Source organism: Rhizobium sp. 01N424 (assembly GCF_056399485.1).
Genome location: NZ_JBFTRK010000003.1, coordinates 392,695 through 409,981 on the forward strand (window position 1 = coordinate 392,695; position 17,287 = coordinate 409,981).

19 protein-coding genes are annotated in these 17,287 nt (G+C 61.0%); 13 read left to right on the top strand and 6 right to left on the bottom strand.

The genetic code is table 11. The features are described 5' to 3' along the window. Positions 1–137: 137 nt before the first annotated feature. The 3 genes from AC1DNK_RS12355 to AC1DNK_RS12365 are packed head-to-tail and all read left to right on the top strand — an operon-like array spanning position 138 to position 3,165. Positions 138–728, top strand: a complete 591-nt coding sequence (locus tag AC1DNK_RS12355) for a shikimate kinase (protein ID WP_112386151.1) — start codon at positions 138–140, stop codon at positions 726–728. Continuing rightward, positions 725–1,858 carry a 3-dehydroquinate synthase gene (gene aroB, locus AC1DNK_RS12360; protein WP_477941328.1) on the top strand — a complete coding sequence of 378 codons (1,134 nt, stop codon included), beginning with the start codon at positions 725–727 and terminating at the stop codon, positions 1,856–1,858. The genes AC1DNK_RS12355 and aroB overlap by 4 nt, the downstream gene beginning before the upstream one ends. After that, positions 1,855–3,165 carry an HlyC/CorC family transporter gene (locus AC1DNK_RS12365; RefSeq protein WP_310296183.1) on the top strand — a complete coding sequence of 437 codons (1,311 nt, stop codon included), beginning with the start codon at positions 1,855–1,857 and terminating at the stop codon, positions 3,163–3,165. The genes aroB and AC1DNK_RS12365 overlap by 4 nt, the downstream gene beginning before the upstream one ends. A 55-nt stretch (positions 3,166–3,220) precedes the next feature. On the opposite strand, the gene AC1DNK_RS12370 is transcribed toward AC1DNK_RS12365, so the two are convergent. Next, complete coding sequence (locus AC1DNK_RS12370; RefSeq protein WP_112386148.1) at positions 3,221–3,502, bottom strand: BolA family protein; 282 nt, start codon at positions 3,500–3,502, stop codon at positions 3,221–3,223. Positions 3,503–3,609: 107 nt separating this feature from the next. Between AC1DNK_RS12370 and AC1DNK_RS12375 the strand changes: the two genes are divergently transcribed. The 5 genes from AC1DNK_RS12375 (at position 3,610) to AC1DNK_RS12395 (ending at position 9,059) form a co-directional block, all read left to right on the top strand. Next, positions 3,610–4,224 (top strand): J domain-containing protein, encoded by a 615-nt coding sequence (locus AC1DNK_RS12375; RefSeq protein WP_477941331.1) that lies wholly within the window; start codon positions 3,610–3,612, stop codon positions 4,222–4,224. Positions 4,225–4,528: 304 nt separating this feature from the next. Then, on the top strand, positions 4,529–5,521 hold the full coding sequence (gene cobS, locus AC1DNK_RS12380; RefSeq protein ID WP_112517950.1) for a cobaltochelatase subunit CobS: 993 nt from the start codon (positions 4,529–4,531) through the stop codon (positions 5,519–5,521). Between the two features lie 12 nt (positions 5,522–5,533). Continuing rightward, on the top strand, positions 5,534–7,435 hold the full coding sequence (cobT, locus tag AC1DNK_RS12385) for a cobaltochelatase subunit CobT (RefSeq protein WP_477941333.1): 1,902 nt from the start codon (positions 5,534–5,536) through the stop codon (positions 7,433–7,435). A 4-nt stretch (positions 7,436–7,439) separates the two neighbouring features. Next, positions 7,440–8,429 (top strand): esterase-like activity of phytase family protein, encoded by a 990-nt coding sequence (locus AC1DNK_RS12390; RefSeq protein ID WP_477941335.1) that lies wholly within the window; start codon positions 7,440–7,442, stop codon positions 8,427–8,429. A 69-nt stretch (positions 8,430–8,498) separates the two neighbouring features. Further along, positions 8,499–9,059 carry an ATP-binding protein gene (locus AC1DNK_RS12395; RefSeq protein ID WP_310296174.1) on the top strand — a complete coding sequence of 187 codons (561 nt, stop codon included), beginning with the start codon at positions 8,499–8,501 and terminating at the stop codon, positions 9,057–9,059. Positions 9,060–9,081: 22 nt separating this feature from the next. Here the strand turns inward: AC1DNK_RS12395 and AC1DNK_RS12400 are convergent, their stop codons facing one another. Together AC1DNK_RS12400 and rpmB are read right to left on the bottom strand one after the other, a co-directional pair. Beyond that, a complete protein-coding gene (locus AC1DNK_RS12400; protein ID WP_310296172.1) occupies positions 9,082–9,717 on the bottom strand; it encodes a VUT family protein in 636 nt (211 codons plus the stop codon). A 133-nt stretch (positions 9,718–9,850) separates the two neighbouring features. Then, entirely contained in the window at positions 9,851–10,150 is a 300-nt protein-coding gene (gene rpmB, locus AC1DNK_RS12405) for a 50S ribosomal protein L28 (protein WP_112386143.1), read from the bottom strand. Positions 10,151–10,388: 238 nt separating this feature from the next. Between rpmB and AC1DNK_RS12410 the strand changes: the two genes are divergently transcribed. Together AC1DNK_RS12410 and yddG are read left to right on the top strand one after the other, a co-directional pair. After that, entirely contained in the window at positions 10,389–11,165 is a 777-nt protein-coding gene (locus tag AC1DNK_RS12410; protein ID WP_112386142.1) for a DUF3108 domain-containing protein, read from the top strand. Between the two features lie 30 nt (positions 11,166–11,195). Next, positions 11,196–12,089 (top strand): aromatic amino acid exporter YddG, encoded by an 894-nt coding sequence (gene yddG / locus AC1DNK_RS12415; RefSeq protein ID WP_477941424.1) that lies wholly within the window; start codon positions 11,196–11,198, stop codon positions 12,087–12,089. Position 12,090: 1 nt separating this feature from the next. On the opposite strand, the gene AC1DNK_RS12420 is transcribed toward yddG, so the two are convergent. Together AC1DNK_RS12420 and gloB are read right to left on the bottom strand one after the other, a co-directional pair. Continuing rightward, the gene (locus AC1DNK_RS12420) at positions 12,091–12,513 is read right to left on the bottom strand and encodes a cupin domain-containing protein (protein WP_112517700.1); all 423 of its coding nucleotides are present in this window, start codon (positions 12,511–12,513) and stop codon (positions 12,091–12,093) included. Continuing rightward, entirely contained in the window at positions 12,513–13,283 is a 771-nt protein-coding gene (gene gloB, locus AC1DNK_RS12425) for a hydroxyacylglutathione hydrolase (protein ID WP_112517699.1), read from the bottom strand. Before gloB ends, AC1DNK_RS12420 begins: the two co-directional genes overlap by 1 nt. Before the next feature lie 53 nt (positions 13,284–13,336). Between gloB and AC1DNK_RS12430 the strand changes: the two genes are divergently transcribed. The 3 genes from AC1DNK_RS12430 to AC1DNK_RS12440 all read left to right on the top strand — a co-directional run bounded on the left by AC1DNK_RS12430 (position 13,337) and on the right by AC1DNK_RS12440 (position 16,236). Then, entirely contained in the window at positions 13,337–14,113 is a 777-nt protein-coding gene (locus AC1DNK_RS12430) for a class I SAM-dependent methyltransferase (RefSeq protein ID WP_112386139.1), read from the top strand. Between the two features lie 84 nt (positions 14,114–14,197). Further along, positions 14,198–15,307 (top strand): histidinol-phosphate transaminase, encoded by a 1,110-nt coding sequence (gene hisC, locus AC1DNK_RS12435; protein ID WP_477941338.1) that lies wholly within the window; start codon positions 14,198–14,200, stop codon positions 15,305–15,307. Next, the gene (locus AC1DNK_RS12440) at positions 15,304–16,236 is read left to right on the top strand and encodes a prephenate/arogenate dehydrogenase family protein (RefSeq protein WP_477941339.1); all 933 of its coding nucleotides are present in this window, start codon (positions 15,304–15,306) and stop codon (positions 16,234–16,236) included. Before hisC ends, AC1DNK_RS12440 begins: the two co-directional genes overlap by 4 nt. Positions 16,237–16,262: 26 nt before the next feature. Here the strand turns inward: AC1DNK_RS12440 and AC1DNK_RS12445 are convergent, their stop codons facing one another. Further along, a complete protein-coding gene (locus AC1DNK_RS12445; RefSeq protein WP_112539042.1) occupies positions 16,263–17,264 on the bottom strand; it encodes a DUF2125 domain-containing protein in 1,002 nt (333 codons plus the stop codon). Positions 17,265–17,287: the final 23 nt, after the last annotated feature.

The following is a 17,287-nucleotide window of genomic DNA, read 5'->3' on the forward strand; positions in this document are numbered from 1 at the left end:
CATGAGCTTGGCCTCTTTTTAGGAAGAAGCGCGATTGCGTGTAAGAAGCCGCATTTGGAACATGTTTGCCTTGCCCGCGACTTGACGCTACACCTTCATTTGTCGATACCGTTTGCAAACAAAGTGTGAATGGACCGATGAGTGACCCAGTTCTGACAGTTGCAGACAGTCTGAAAGACAGAGCTCGCGCCGCGCTCGGGTCCCGCAATCTTATCCTCGTCGGCCTCATGGGTGCAGGAAAATCCTCCGTCGGGCGGCTTGTTGCCCAGCAGCTTGGAATTCCGTTCATCGATAGCGACGTCGAGATCGAGCGCGTTTCGCGCATGACCATCACCGAACTCTTCGCATCCTATGGTGAAGAAGAATTCAGGGCGCTGGAAACGCGGGTGATGAAGCGGCTTTTGAAGAACGGGCCTCGCGTGGTCTCGACCGGCGGCGGTGCCTTCATCAACGACCGCACCCGCAAGCATATCAAGAAGGGCGGCCTGTCGCTGTGGCTTAAGGCCGATCTGGATGTGCTCTGGGAACGCGTCAACAAGCGCGATACGCGGCCGCTTCTGAAAACCGAAAACCCGATGCAGACACTCGAAAATCTGATGAACGCCCGATACCCGATCTATGCGCAGGCCGACGTGACCGTTTTGTCGCGCGATGTGCGCAAGGAACTGATGGCCGACGAAGTGCTGAAGGCCGTGGTCGAACACCAAAGTGAAAGTGCAGTGCCATGAATGCGATCGCTTCCGTTGCCGCCGAAAAGAAGGTGCATGTGCCGCTTGGCGACCGCGCCTACGATATTCTGATCGGGCCGGGGCTGATTGCGCGCGCCGGTGCCGAAATCACCGCCCGCCTCAAGGGCCGCAAGGCGGCTATTGTCACCGACGCGAATGTGGCGCCCATCTATCTCGATGCACTGGTCGCGAGCCTGGAAGCATCCGGCATTGCATGCTGCACGCTGGTGTTGCCGGCCGGCGAGAAGACCAAAAGCTTCGAGCATCTGATGACCGTCTGTGACAAGGTGCTGGAAGCGCGCGTGGAGCGGAACGATTATGTCGTGGCGCTCGGCGGCGGTGTGATCGGTGACCTCGCAGGCTTTGCTGCCGGTATCGTGCGCCGCGGCGTGCGCTTCGTGCAGGTGCCGACCTCTCTGCTGTCGCAAGTCGATTCATCCGTCGGCGGCAAGACCGGCATCAACAGCCGCCATGGCAAGAATCTCATCGGCGTCTTCCATCAGCCGGACCTGGTGCTTGCCGATACCGATGTGCTGAACACGCTGACGGAGCGCGAATTCCGGGCCGGCTATGCCGAAGTCGCCAAATACGGCCTGATCGACAAGCCTGACTTCTTTGGTTGGCTGGAGACGAACTGGCAGGCGGTATTTGCCGGCGGCGATGCCCGCATTCAGGCGATCGCCACGAGCTGCCAGGCGAAATCCGATGTGGTTGTGGCCGACGAGCGGGAAAACGGCCCGCGCGCCTTGCTCAACCTCGGCCACACTTTCGGTCACGCGCTGGAAGCGGCCACGGCCTATGACAGTGCCCGCCTGGTGCATGGCGAAGGCGTTTCGATCGGCATGGTGCTGGCGCATGAGTTTTCGGCGCGCATGAACCTTGCGAGCCCCGATGATGCCAAGCGCGTCGAGACGCATCTGAAAGCGGTTGGCCTGCCGACGCGCATGTCGGATATCCCGGGCGAGCTGCCGCCGGCCGAACGGCTGATGGAGGCGATGGCGCAGGACAAGAAGGTCAAGAACGGCCAGTTCACCTTCATCCTGACGCGCGGGATCGGGCAATCCTTCATCGCCGATGACGTGCCGCAATCCGAAGTGTTGAGCTTCCTCAAGGAAAAGCACCCGCAATGAGCATCGAAGGCACGCTGGCATTTCTTTCTGTCTATTGGCCAGAAATTGTCTCCATCGTGGCCCTCGTTCTCATGTCCGCTTTCTTCTCCGGATCGGAAACGGCGCTGACCGCCGTCTCGCGCAGCCGCATCCACACGCTCGAGGCCAATGGCGACGAGCGCGCCGGCGTGGTGCGTGAGCTGATCGAGCGGCGCGACCGGCTGATCGGAGCGCTGCTGATCGGCAACAATCTCGCCAACATCCTGTCGTCGGCACTGGCGACCAGCCTGTTTCTTGGATTGTTCGGTAATTCCGGTGTGGCGCTTGCAACGCTGGCTATGACCGTCATCCTGGTCATCTTCGCCGAAGTTCTGCCGAAGAGCTGGGCGATCTCGACACCAGACCGTTTTGCCCTCACGGTTGCCTTTGCTGTCAAGCTTTTCGTTGCCATCGTCGGGCCGATCTCGTCTTTCATCAACGCGATCGTGCGCAAGATCCTCGGTGTCTTCGGCATAACGCTGTCGCGCGAAACATCGATGCTGACGGCGCATGAAGAGCTGCGCGGTGCAGTCGATCTGCTTCACCGGGAAGGCTCGGTCGTCAAGGCAGATCGCGACCGCCTCGGCGGCGTGCTCGATCTCAGCCAGCTCGAATTGTCTGATATCATGGTGCATCGCATGGCCATGCGGGCCATCAATGCCGACGACGCGCCGGAAGCGATCGTCCGCACCATCCTCGAAAGTCCCTATACGCGCATGCCGCTGTGGCGCGGCACGACCGACAACATCATCGGCGTCGTGCATGCAAAGGACCTGCTGCGGGCGCTGGCCGAGCCGAATGTCGAGCCCGAGAATCTCGATGTCGTCAGGATCGCGCAGAAGCCGTGGTTCGTGCCTGACAGCACCAATCTCGAAGATCAGCTGAACGCCTTCCTGCGCCGCAAGCAGCATTTCGCCGTCGTCGTCGATGAGTATGGCGAGGTGCAGGGTATCGTCACGCTTGAGGATATTCTGGAGGAGATCGTCGGCGATATTTCCGACGAACACGACATCGAGATGCAGGGTGTCCGTCAGGAGGCCGACGGTTCCGTGGTCGTCGATGGCGGCGTTCCGATCCGTGACCTGAACCGGGCGCTCGACTGGCAGCTTCCCGACGAGGAGGCGACGACGATTGCCGGCCTCGTCATTCACGAGTCGATGACAATCCCGGAAGAGCGGCAGGCCTTCACTTTCTACGGCAAGCGCTTCATCGTCATGAAGCGGGAAAAGAACCGCATCACCAAGCTGCGCATTCGCCCCGCCGAAGAAGACGCGCCCAAGGCCGTCTAAGCGGCTTTTGCTGTTGGATTGCGCGCCGCGAAGACTTACATGGGGCCGGTATCCACTACCAGCGGGTCGCTTCTCCTGGTGCCGAGGGTTCGACGGCGAGGGCATGAAGCCCGGCATCGAGCTCTGGTTTCAAGAGCTCGGTAATGGCCCGGTGTCGGGCTAGCCTCGTCATTCCTGAAAATTTTTCAGAGACGATGCGAACACGCATATGCGTTTCGCCTGTCCCTGTTATGTCAGGCTGGTGGCCAGCGTGGAGGTGGCTTTCGTTGATGACGCTCAAACGTTCGGGCACGAAAGCCTCGGTCAGTTTTTCTTCTATGCGGGCCTGAAGGGTCACGTTTTCGTCCAGTTGCTGGTGAAAAAAGGGGTTCCCACCAAGCCAGCAACATTCCCATTTGTCAATTCTTGTTGTCGCGCCGCGGCAGCTTCATAATTAGCGCCGTCATGAGACTTGATTCCAAATATTTCGATCGCATCCGCACCCGCCGCAAACGCGAGCAGGAACCCGAACAGGCTCCCCCGACCTGTCAGTGGGACGGCTGTGACAAGAAAGGTGCGCATCGCGCTCCCGTCGGACGCAATGCCGAGGGGCAGTTCTTTCTATTCTGCTTCGAGCACGTCAAGGAATACAACAAGGGCTACAACTACTTCTCCGGCCTGTCTGATGGTGAGATCGCCCGTTACCAGAAGGAAGCGATCACCGGTCATCGCCCCACCTGGACGGTCGGCGTCAACAAGGCCGCCAAGAACAGCCCGCTGCATTCTGACGTCCGCTCGGGCTCCTATAACCGGGTGCGCGATCCGTTCGGCTTTGTCAGTGGCAGCAAGGGCAGCGGCCCGCGCTTTCCGGAACAGCGCAAGCTGAAAAGCCTCGAAGCCAAGGCGTTCGATACGATGGGCCTTGCCGCCGATGCGACGTCGGCCGAGATCAAGACGCGCTACAAGGAGCTGGTGAAAAAGCACCACCCTGACGCCAATGGCGGCGACCGCGGATCCGAAGAGCGGTTCCGTGCCGTGATCCAGGCCTATCAATTGTTGAAGCAGAACGGTTTTTGTTAATTCCCGTCCTTGCTCTCCGTCTTCAATCGGGTATGGTCCAAATCGGCTAGGGCCGCAGGCAATCGCGGCATGCATTATTGCGTTTTGCTTCTGGCGCCTTTGCCTTCCTTCCGGACGCGGCGTTTCTTGTCCGGGACTTTGTTCTAGAATGCTCGGGGTCATCATCCCGCCGAGGTTTCATTTCAGTCCCGGAGAAGCATCGCCGACGTTCTCACCCTGGACGGCGTGGTAGAAAACTGCGGCGTCGCGGTTGCGAAATGGCCTGAGAGATATGGCCGGGCGCTATGCCCGCCTTGGAGACGTGATGAGCAAGATTGAGTTAGATATTCCCGCTCTGCCGGACACGACCGTTTCGGTCAGAGACGTTTTCGGCATCGATTCCGATATTCGCGTTCCCGCCTACAGCAAGGGCGACGCCTATGTTCCGGATCTCGATCCAGACTATCTTTTTGACCGCGAGACGACGCTCGCCATTCTTGCAGGCTTTGCGCATAACCGCCGCGTCATGATCTCCGGTTACCACGGTACCGGCAAGTCCTCGCATATCGAGCAGGTCGCCGCGCGTCTCAACTGGCCGTGCGTGCGTATCAACCTCGACAGCCATGTCAGCCGTATCGATCTGATCGGCAAGGACGCGATCGTCGTCAAGGACGGGCTGCAGGTCACCGAATTCAAGGACGGCATCCTTCCCTGGGCCTACCAGCACAACGTCGCGCTCGTCTTCGACGAATACGATGCGGGCCGCCCGGACGTGATGTTCGTCATCCAGCGCGTGCTGGAATCCGCCGGCCGCCTCACGCTGCTCGATCAGAGCCGCGTCATCCGTCCGCACCCGGCTTTCCGCCTGTTCGCGACCGCCAACACGGTCGGTCTCGGCGATACGACCGGCCTCTATCACGGCACGCAGCAGATCAACCAGGCGCAGATGGACCGCTGGTCGATCGTCACGACGCTGAACTATCTGCCGCATGAGCATGAAGTGAACATCATCGCTGCCAAGGTGAAGAGCTTCGGCAAGGACAAGGACGGCCGCGACACCGTCTCCAAGATGGTCCGCGTTGCCGATCTGACGCGCGCGTCCTTCATGAACGGCGACCTGTCGACCGTCATGAGCCCGCGTACCGTCATTACCTGGGCCGAAAATGCCGAGATCTTCGGTGATCTCGCCTTCGCCTTCCGCGTCACCTTCCTCAACAAGTGCGACGAGCTTGAACGTGCGCTGGTTGCCGAACATTACCAGCGTGCCTTTGGCGTCGAGCTGAAGGAAAGCGCCGCCAACATCGTTCTGGAGGCCTAAGGCCGGTCGATCATGGCATCTCGTGGTGACAATTCGAAAGCCAAGCCCAACGGCCCTATCGATATCGAGCCGTTGCGGCGCGCGATGACCGGCTGCGTCCGCGCAATCGCCGGTAACGACGAGGTCGAAGTGACCTTCGCCAACGAACGTCCGGGAATGACGGCCGAGCGTATCCGGCTGCCCGAGCTTTCCAAGCGGCCGACGGCGCATGAGCTGGCGGTGACCCGCGGCCTCGGCGATTCCATGGCGCTCCGGCTTGCCTGCCACGACGAGAGGGTCCACACGACGATGGCGCCGCAGGGTTCTGACGCCCGCGCGGTGTTTGATGCGGTTGAACAGGCACGTGTCGAATCGATCGGCGCGCTGCGGATGGAAGGCATGGCTGCGAACCTGCGCTCCATGACCGACGAGAAATATGCTAAGGCGAATTTCAACGGTATCGAGCGTCAGGAAGACGCGCCGATCGGTGAAGCCGTGGCGATGATGGTGCGCGAAAAGCTCACCGGTCAGAAGCCGCCGGCCTCGGCAGGCAAGGTGCTCGACCTCTGGCGTCCTTTCATCGAGGACAAGGCCGGCGCCGAGCTCGATAATCTCTCTAACGTCATCAATGACCAGCAGGCCTTTTCCAAAGTCATCCGCAACATGCTGTCGGCCATGGAAATGGCCGAGGAGTATGGCGACGACGACAGCGAGCCGGAAACCGACGAGGACTCGGATCAGGACGACCAGCCGAGCGGCGACGAGCAGGATCAGGACGAGGTCGACGAAGACGCCGGTTCGGATGCTGCACCGGTCGAAGACAGCGAAGTCGCCGACGAGCAGATGGAGGACGGCGAGACTGAAGGCGCCGAAATCTCCGACGACGACATGATGGAAGAGGGTGAGGACGATTCCGAGACGCCGGGCGAGACCCGCCGTCCGAATACGCCTTTCGCCGATTTCAACGAGAAGGTCGATTACCGGGTCTTTACCGAGGAATTCGACGAGATCATCACTGCCGAGGAACTCTGTGACGCCACGGAGCTCGAGCGCCTGCGCGCCTTCCTCGACAAGCAGCTGGCGCATCTGCAGGGTGCCGTCGGCCGTCTGGCGAACCGTCTGCAGCGCCGCCTGATGGCGCAGCAGAACCGGTCCTGGGATTTCGACCTGGAAGAGGGCTATCTCGATCCGGCGCGCCTGACGCGCATGATCATCGATCCGATGCAGGCGCTGTCCTTCAAGATGGAGCGCGACACGCAGTTCCGCGACACCGTGGTGACACTGCTGATCGACAATTCCGGCTCGATGCGCGGACGTCCGATCACCGTTGCTGCCACCTGCGCCGATATTCTGGCGCGCACGCTGGAGCGTTGCGGCGTCAAGGTCGAGATCCTCGGTTTCACCACCAAGGCCTGGAAGGGCGGGCAGGCGCGCGAGAGCTGGCTGGCCGGTGGCAAGCCGCAGACGCCGGGCCGCCTCAACGATCTGCGCCATATTATCTACAAGTCCGCCGACGCTCCGTGGCGCCGCGCCCGCAGCAATCTCGGGCTGATGATGCGCGAGGGGCTGCTCAAGGAAAATATCGACGGCGAAGCGCTGATGTGGGCGCATAACCGCCTGATCGCGCGGCGTGAGCAGCGCAAGATCCTGATGATGATCTCCGATGGCGCGCCGGTCGATGATTCGACGCTATCGGTCAATCCGGGCAATTATCTGGAGCGCCACCTGCGCGCCGTCATCGAGCAGATCGAGACGCGTTCGCCGGTCGAGCTGCTCGCCATCGGTATCGGTCACGACGTCACGCGCTACTACCGCCGCGCCGTCACCATCGTCGATGCTGACGAGCTTGCAGGCGCGATGACGGAACAGCTGGCCTCGCTCTTCGAGGATCAGGCTGCGCAGCCGCGTGGCGGCCGCACACGCCGCGCCAGCTGACCCAATGATCGCTTTTTCCCGCGTGGCCATGCTTGCCGCCTGCCTCGCGGGATTGCCATCTGCCGTGTTTGCCAAGAGCGCTCCGATCGAGAGCCGCGTCATCACCACCTTCAAGATTGGTTCAAACGAAACCAGGTTCGGCCCGCTGGAATTCATCGGCGGCCTGGAGATGGTTTCGACCAACCGGATTTTCGGCTCGTGGTCATCGATCAAGGTCGATCCGGATCGCAAGCATGTGGCGGGGGTGCTCGATACCGGCCATTGGCTGACCGGCACGCTGGTGCGCGATGCGCAGGGCCGTCTTTCCGGCCTTGCCGATGTCGATATCACTCCCATGAAGGACGCGACCGGCCGCAGCTTTGAAGGCAAAGGCCGCATGGATGCCGAAGGGCTGGCGCTCGACAAGGACAGGGCACTCGTTTCATTCGAGGGCAATCATCGCGTCGATATCTATCCCCGTCAGGGTTTTGCGAATTCACCCGCCTTGGGCACGCTGCCCATCCTGATCCCGCGCGATGAACTGCGCGGCAACCGCAGCCTTGAGACGGTGGCGATTGCACCCGCAGACAGCGCCCTGAAGGGCGCGGCGGTCATTGTTGCGGAAGAGAGCCTCGATGATGATGGAAACGTCTATGCGGCGATCCTCGAAGGGCCACTGAAGGGCCGGTTTGCTGTCAGCCGCTCCGGCGATTTTGATCCGACCGACGGGGCGTTTCTGCCCGATGGCGATCTGCTGCTTCTGGAGCGGCGCTTCAACATGGCAGATGGTATCGGCATGCGCATCCGCCGGATCGCTGCCGCCGAAATCCAGCCTGGCGCTGTCGCAACCGGCACGGTGCTGATGACCGCCGATTTCGGCTATCAGATCGACAATATGGAAGGGCTCGATGCCTTCCAGGCTGAGGATGGCTCGACCCATATCATCCTCGTTTCCGATGATAACCATTCGATCCTGCAGCGGAACGTGATGCTGGAGTTCCGGCTCGCCGAGTGAGCGCGCCGCCGAACAACTGTCACAACTCTCCGCTATCTGCTCTCTCCCTTCACCCAAATCGAGAGAGCCATGCTGAATATTCATGTCATGGGAGCGTCAGGCTCCGGTACCACTACGCTCGGTCAGGCGCTCGCCGGGAAGCTTGGGCTCCGGCACCTCGATACCGATCATTTCTTCTGGATGCCGACCGATCCGCCATTCACGACACAGCGGCCGGTCGAGGCGCGCGTGGCGATGCTCCGCCAAGCGATCCAGGCCGCCGACGGCTGGGTGCTTTCTGGCTCAGCGCTGAAATGGGCGGCCGAGTTCGAGCCGCTCTACGATCTCATCGTCTTCCTCAGGATCGACCCCGTATTGCGCATGGCACGCATCCGGGAGCGAGAGGAGACCCGCTATGGCGACCGGATCAAGTCTGGTGGCGACATGGCAGAGAAGAGCCAGCAATTCCTGGAATGGGCAGAAAGCTACGATACGGCAGGGCCGGAACGGCGAAGCGCCGCTTCGCACGAGGAATGGCTGAAGGGCAGGGCAACGCCTTTGCTCAGGCTCGATTCCTCAGAGCCGGTCGATAGCCTCGTCGCGGAAGTATTGCGCCATCCTGCGGTCAAAACGAAAGGGCCGCTGGCATAGGCGCCAACGGCCTCATTTGTTTTCAGCGAGCGGCTGTTGCCTGCATCGGGCGCAGGGTGTTCATCAGAGCGCCGTAGGGCAGCAGCATGACGAGGCCAACCAGCATCTTCACGGTGAAGTCGCCGAGCGCCCAGGAGATCCAGCGCGGAGCTTCCATCGAGAGAATGCCGAGGATCGGTGCCGATTCCAGCGCGAAGGGTTCGTTCGCGCCGAAGAAGACGAAGAAGGCTGCAAAAGCGAAGGAGAAGAAGATGATCGTATCCAGCGCCGAGCCGATCAACGAGCCGACCAGCGGCGCGCGCCACCAGGCCTGACGGCGAAGGCGGTTGAAGACGGCGATGTCGAGCAGCTGTCCGGCAAGATAGGCCGAACCCGAGGCGATCGCGATGCGCGGAACGGCCGTGTAGAAGGAAAGGCCGACGCCGACGACGAAGCCTGCAAAGACGACTTTGCGGGCGGTCTGCGGACCGAACTGGCGGTTCGTCAGATCGGTGATCAGGAAGGCGATCGGATAGGTGAAGGCGCCCCAGGTCAGGATGTCGGCAAGGTTGATGCCGGCGACCATGGCGTTCAGCGGAAACTGAACGAGGAAGTTTGAGGCGACGACGACGAGCGTCATCAGGGCCACATAGATAAGCAGATAGCGTGTCTTCAGCATTTTTTTATCCTGGGTGATGCCACCAGTTGGAGTGAACAAATTTTGGCCGGTACTATACCGGCAAAGCAAAAGGCTTGTCCGGTTTCAACCGTGCAAGCCTTTTGAAACTTTCGAGAAGAAAGCGCGCCGATGCTTAGGCGGCAGCAGCAGCTTCTGCAGTCTTCTTGACGATCTGGCGGCGCAGCAGACGAGCGCGCATCGACAGTTCGTTTTCGCTTGCCTTGATCAGGAACGCGTCGAGACCACCGCGATGTTCGACCGAGCGCAGGGCGTGAGCCGAAACGCGCAGGCGGTAACGCTGGCCGAGAGCGTCGGAGATCAGGGTAACCTGGCACAGGTTCGGCAGGAACCGGCGCTTGGTCTTGTTGTTGGCATGGCTGACATTGTTGCCAACGAGGACGGCCTTGCCGGTCAATTCGCACACGCGAGACATTTGACACCTATTCTTGTTTTTCTCAGCCGCCGAATTACGACGCACCGGCAAAACCGGGCTTGCAATCCAAGGCTATGATTGGAAAGTTGCGGTTCTATAGTCAGAGCGGCTCGCCGCGTCAAGCCAAACCTTGGCCTTTCCCGCAATTCTGTCAAAAAGCTCGTGTTTGCTTCGACAAGCGGCCAGAGTATAGACCGCGTAACAGGGCGGCGTTCGCCCGTCAAACAAGGCTCGCTTCATGGCTCTTCTGGGCAGACGGATTTTGATCCCTGCAATCGTGGCATCGATGGCGATTCCGGCCGGCGCGGAGGAGATCCGCCACCGCACGGAATATCGCGTCGCCCTCGGTGTCCTGCCGATCGCGCGGGCGGCCTTCGTCACGCAGATCGAGGATGACAAGAGCTACACAGTATCCGGCGACATCAGTTCGGCCGGTCTCGCCGACTTGGTGACGACGATTTCGGCTAAGACCAGCGTCGACGGCGTCATTCGCGATGATCGGCTGCAGGCGCAGCGCTATTCGCTCTATTACAAGAGCGGCAAGCGGGCGCGGACCTACGAGGTTCGCTACAGCAACGGTAATATCGTCTCGACGACGGTGAAGCCGGAGCGCAAGCCGCCGAGCAACTGGATCAATGTATCGCCGGGCGACATGCGATCGGTTCTCGATCCGATTTCCGGCCTGATCTTTCCTGCTGACGTGAAGCTCTGCTCGCAGAAGCTGCCGATCTATGACGGCGAGATGCGCATGGATCTGGTGCTATCGCCGAAGGGCTCCGAAGATTTTGCGACGGATGGGTTCACCGGCAAGGCGACCGTCTGCAGCGTGCGCTTCGTGCCGCGATCGGGCTATAAGAAGGGCCGCAAGGATATCGATTATCTCAGCAAGAGCGGCCGGATGGAAATCTGGTTTGCCAAGGCGGATGCGGCAAATGTATATGCTCCAGTCTACGTCAGCATTCCGACGCAATACGGAACGGTGACGATCAAGGCGGTGAAATACAGCGCCAGCTGACGGAGCCTGTCTCCGCAATCGGGAGACATGATGAAGCTTCGGGCAACTTTGATCGGGTTCACGGCCATTCTGATGTGGTCGTTTCTCGCGCTGTTCACGGCTGCATCCGGCAAGATGCCGCCGTTCCAGCTGTCGGCGATCTGCTTTGCCATCGGCAGTATCCCCGGCATCGCCGTCCTCGTTCTCAACCCGTCGCGGCTGGCGCTCTTGAAGCAGCCGGCGAAGGTCTGGATCGTCGGCATCGCCGGTCTGTTCGGCTATCATTTTCTCTATTTCACGGCGCTCCGGAACGCTCCGGCGGTGGAGGCGGGGCTGATCGCCTATCTGTGGCCGCTGCTGATCGTCGTCGGCTCGGCGCTGCTGCCGGGCGAGAAGCTTCGCTGGTATCATATTGCCGGTGCCCTTGCCGGTCTCTGCGGCACGTTTCTGATCGTCGGACGCAACGGCATCAATTTCGATGGCGCCTATGCCATCGGCTATGGCGCGGCGCTTCTCTGCGCCTTCACCTGGTCCTGCTATTCGCTGCTGACGCGGCGTTTCGATGCGGTGTCGACCGATGTGGTGACCGGCTTCTGCATCGCGACCTCCATTCTGTCGCTTGTCTGCCATCTCGGATTGGAAACCACCGTCTGGCCGGAAACGGCATTCGAATGGCTGGCGGTTGCCGGGCTCGGGCTCTTTCCGGTGGGGGCCGCCTTCTATGCCTGGGATCACGGCGTCAAGAATGGCGATATCCAGATCCTCGGCGCTGCAAGCTATGCCGCTCCGCTGCTCTCGACGCTCATTCTGACGCTGTTCGGCTTTGCCGAGCCGAGCTGGCGGATTGCTTTTGCCTGCCTGCTGGTGACCGGTGGTGCGGTGCTGGCGGCGCAGGAAATGTTCCGGCGCAAGGTCGCGCCGAAACAGCCTGCGGCAGCCGAGTAGGTCAGCCGGCCGGTGCCCAGTCCGGCGGTGCCATCTCGAATTTCGAGAATTCGAAGCCGGGTGAGACGGTGCAGCCGACAAGCGTGAAATCGCCCAGCGTTTCGGCCGATTGCCACCAGTTGGCGGGAATGATCGCCTGCGGGCGCTCGCCGCCTGCCAGGTCGATGCCGAGCTTCAACGTTTCGCTGCTGCTGCCATCTTCCGAGCGATGCAGGGCCAGCGGTGCTCCGGCGTAATAGTGCCAGATCTCGGCGGCGTCGTGGACGCGATGCCAATGCGACCGTTGTCCTGATTTCAGCAGGTAGTAGATTGCCGTCGAATGGCCGCGCTCGCCGCCATTCGTGTCGCGGAAGGTCTGGACATAGAAGCCGCCTTCCGGATGCGGCTGCATCGAAAGCGCCTCGATAATCTCATCGGGCGACATCAGAAATTGTCCTTGCGCTTGCGGATTTCCGCAAAGACCTCTTCGTTCGTCTTCGTCTCCATCAGCAGATTGCGGCGGATCGCCGGATCGGCTGCGCGCAGGAAGGGGTTGGTTTCCTTCTCAAGCGCCAACGTCGTCGGGATTGTGAAACGTCCCTCGGCGCGCAATGCCTCGATTTCCGCGGCGCGGGCCTTCAGCCGCTCATTTGTTGGATCGATGGTGACGGCGAAGCGGGCGTTCGACAGCGTATATTCGTGGCCGAAATAGATGGCCGTCTCATCCGGTAGCACCGCGAGCTTCTGCAGCGAATGCCACATGTCGGCGGCGGGGCGCTCGAAAAGGCGGCCGCAACCGAGCGCAAACAGCGTATCGGCGGCAAAGAGCAGCTTGTCGTCCACGAAGTGGTAGCAGATGTGACCGGCTGTGTGGCCGGGGGTCTCGATCACATTGACCGTATGATCGCCGAAGGTGAAGCTGTCGCCATCGGCCATCGTCTTGTCGAGGCCCGGGATGGCGACGGCCTCGTTCACCGGGCCGATGATCTCGCAGCCGAACTGCTCCTTCAGCGCCAGATTGCCTTCGACATGGTCGGTGTGGTGATGGGTGGTGAAGATGTGGGAGATGGTCCAGCCGCGGCGCTTGGCTGCCGCTTCGACCGCAGCCGCATCCGGCGCGTCGATCGTTGCCGTCAGGCCGGTTTCCGGATCATGCACGAGAACGCCAAAATTATCGGAGCGGCAGAGAAAAACTTCTAATTCCAAAGGTTTCATAGTCTGAACGGCCTCTTTCCTACGGACATGTCCGGAATGTAGAGGCTCCGGCCTTGAAGTCCAACCGCCCACTGATAACATTTACTGCAATGCACGCGGATATTGTCGATCTACGCCAGTTTTATCATTCCGAGCTTGGCCGCCTGGCCGAGCAGTCGATCGCCATGGCGCTGTCATCGCTCTGGGTGCGGCTGCCGCAGGAGCGATTGGTCGGTCTCGGCTATGCCGTGCCGTTTCTCGATCGTTTCGGCGCCGATACTGAGCGCACCTTCGCCTTCATGCCAGCAGGGCAGGGTGCAGTGAACTGGCCGATGGGCTCGCTGTCCTCGACGGCGCTGATCTTCGACGAGGAGTTGCCGCTACCGGATTCATCCGTAGACCGCGTGCTGATGGTGCATTCGCTGGAATTTGCCGAAAGCCCGCGGGAGACGCTGAAGGAGCTCTGGCGGGTGCTTGCGCCGGGCGGGCGATTGGTGATTGTCGTGCCGAACCGGCGTGGCGTCTGGGCACGAATGGAGCATACGCCTTTCGGCTCCGGCCGGCCCTATTCGCGTGGTCAGCTGACACATCTGCTGCGAGAGACCAATTTCACGCCCGGAGCTTCCGCCGAGGCGCTGTTCTTCCCGCCGTCCAAGCTGCGCACTGTACTGAGCCTGCGGCGTGGCTTCGAGCGCATCGGACGGACACTGTGGCCGGCCTTCTCCGGTGTCATCATCGTCGAGGCGCAGAAGCGTCTCTATCAGGGTCTGCCAGTGGCAGCGCGCGCCTCGCGCCGCGTCTTCGTGCCGGTTCTTGCGCCGCATGGCGTTCCGACCACGCGCAACCGCTAAGTCACTCGACAAAAGCCGCTTTCCGTTTTATTGCCAAAGGGCAATTTAAGCCGGAATTCCTGGCATTTTTCCAAGGTTGATCCCATGAGCGTTGAGAAGAGCAAGCCCGTTCCACGTCCCGGTATTCTTGATATCGCAGCCTATGTGCCGGGCAAGGAACATGCGCCGGGCGTTGCCCGCGTCTACAAGCTCTCCTCCAATGAGACGCCGCTCGGCGCCAGCCCGAAGGCAATCGAAGCCTTCAAGAACGCTGCCGGCAATCTCGAGCGCTATCCCGACGGCCAGGCACATGAGCTGCGCGAGGCGATCGCTGCTGTTCATGGTCTGAATCCGGCTAACATCATGTGCGGCAACGGTTCGGACGAGCTGCTCGGTCTGCTCTGCCACGTCTATCTCGGCGCTGGCGACGAAGCCATCATCACCGAGCACGGCTTCCTCGTTTACAAGATCCAGATCATGGGTGCGGGCGCCACGCCCGTTACCGTCAAGGAGAAGGATCACGCGGTCGATGTCGACGCGATCCTCGCAGCCGTGACGCCGAAGACCAAGATCGTGTTCATCGCCAATCCGGGCAACCCAACAGGCACCTATGTGCCGGTCAGCGAAATCCGCCGTCTTCAGGCCGGGCTGCCGAAGGATGCCGTGCTGGTGCTCGATGCCGCCTATGCGGAGTATGTTCGCCGCAACGACTATGAATCCGGTATCGAGATCGTCTCGTCCAACGCCAATGTCGTCATGACCCGCACCTTCTCCAAGGTCTATGGCCTCGCAGCGCTCCGCGTCGGCTGGATGTATGCGCCAGCTGAAATCATCGATGCGCTCAATCGCATCCGCGGGCCGTTCAACATGAATGCGCCGGCAATTTCCGCAGGTGCTGCCGCTGTTCGCGATCAGTCGCATGTCCAAGAGGCTGTTGCCTTCAATCTGATGTGGATCGAGAAGCTCAAGGGTGCCCTGGAGACGATTGGCCTGACGGTGACGCCGTCGGTCACCAATTTCATTCTCATCCATTTCCCCGATGCCGATGGCAAGCGCGCTGCCGATGCCGACGAGTTCCTGACCAGCCGCGGCTACGTCCTGCGTGCGGTCAAGGGCTATGGCTTCCCGAACTCGCTGCGCATGAGCGTTGGCCCGGAAGAGGCGAACCGCGGTGTTATCGAGTCGCTCGGCGAGTTTATGGGACGCAAGGCATGACCATCCAGTTCGACCGCATCGCGCTTATCGGTATCGGCCTCATCGGCTCGTCGATTGCTCACGACGTCAAGCGGCTGGGGATCGCCAAGGAAGTGGTGATCTCGACCCGCAGCGCCGACACGCTGAAGCGGGCGGAAGAACTCGGTCTCGGTGACCGTTATCTCCAGTCTGCGGCTGAAGCCGTCAAGGGTGCGGATCTCGTCATCGTTTCGGTGCCGGTCGGTGCGTCGGGAAGTGTCGCCAAGGAAATCGCCGCAACGCTTATGCCGGGCGCGATTGTCACCGACGTGGGCTCGACCAAGGCCTCTGTTATCGCGCAGATGCAGCCGCATATTCCCGCAGGCGTTCACTTCATTCCGGGCCACCCGCTGGCAGGTACCGAGAAGTCTGGACCGGATGCCGGTTTCGCCGGACTGTTCGAACAGCGCTGGTGCATTTTCACGCCGGTGGCCGGTACCGATCCGGCAGCGCTTGCCAAGCTTCGCCATTTTTGGGAGGCGCTCGGCGCTCGGGTCGACGAGATGGATCCGCAGCACCACGACAAGGTGCTGGCCATCGTTTCGCATCTGCCCCACATCATCGCCTACAATATCGTCGGCACTGCCGACGATCTGGAGGCGGTGACGGAATCCGAGGTCATCAAGTATTCGGCTTCGGGTTTCCGCGACTTTACCCGTCTTGCGGCATCCGACCCGACCATGTGGCGCGACGTCTGCCTGCACAACAAGGATGCGATCCTCGAGATGCTGTCGCGTTTCTCGGAAGATCTCGCCTATCTGCAGCGGGCTATCCGCTGGGGTGAAGGCGACAAGCTTTTCGAGCTCTTCACCCGCACCCGCGCCATCCGCCGCTCGATCATTCAGGCCGGTCAGGACGTTGACGCGCCGGACTTCGGCCGCCATCACGGCCAGGAACCGAAGAAGAGCTAACCGAGAGCGTTTCCCAAGGAAATGCTTCAGATTGGCGGGATGGAGCCGAGCGGGATGAAGCCGCTGACGGTTGCCTCGCCGCGATTGACCACCAGATCCACCGACACGCGATCGCTGCCGGCTGCCAAGGCTTTCAGAAGCTTGGCGGCGGTATCGACCGTCTTGGCGATCTGCGGGAAAGTCTGCTTGATGCTGTCGCGCCACGGGCCGAGCTGCTCGATCTCAAGCTTGAACTTACCCGAAAGAAAGCCCTGCTCATCGAAGGAGAAGGGGCCGGTCAGCGTCATGACCTTGCCGTCGCCGATATCGGCCACGACCTTGCGCAGCTCGCCACTAGCGCCGTAAAGCCCCTGTCTGTCGCTGCCATCGATCATTCCCGCCTTACCGACCAGCGTCACGTCGGCGCTCGCCGAGAATTTCGGGAAGACCTGCGGCCAATCCTTGATGACGGTGCTGGCATCCTGCAGCGAGATCGCGCCATCAAGATCGCCTTCATTCTGGCGGAGATGAATTTCCGTACGGGCGGCATCGACGTCGATCGTCTGACCGCTATAGGAGGAAACCGCGGTCGCCTTCAGTCCTTCGATAACGGTCGATGTCCGGTCGATGCCCTTGAACTTGGTGATCAGGCTGGACTGCAGGTTTGCCCATTGGGCCGAGAGGGTCAGGCCGTTTGCGGTGCGGATTTCGGCAGGCGAATCCAGTTCCCAGACGATATGGCCAGGCGCATAGACCTGTGCGGCGGAGCGCAGCTGGCCGAAGCTCGCCGACACGCCGTTCTTGTTGTCGTCGACATCGACTTTCGAGCAGAACAGGCCGATGCGGAAAGGATAGCCGCGGAAATCGATATCGGCGCATTCACCGCTGACACCGGCAGTGTTATGCGGCGCGATAACCTTCAGAACCGTGTCCTTGAGCTGTGAAGCGGCGTAGAACCAGCCGCCGGTATAGATTGCGACCACCAGTACGATGCCCAAGCCGAGCCACCAGAATTTTCTGCTGCTGCCGGATTGGCTTGACGCTGCCATGATGTTCTCCAATGGTGAATCGC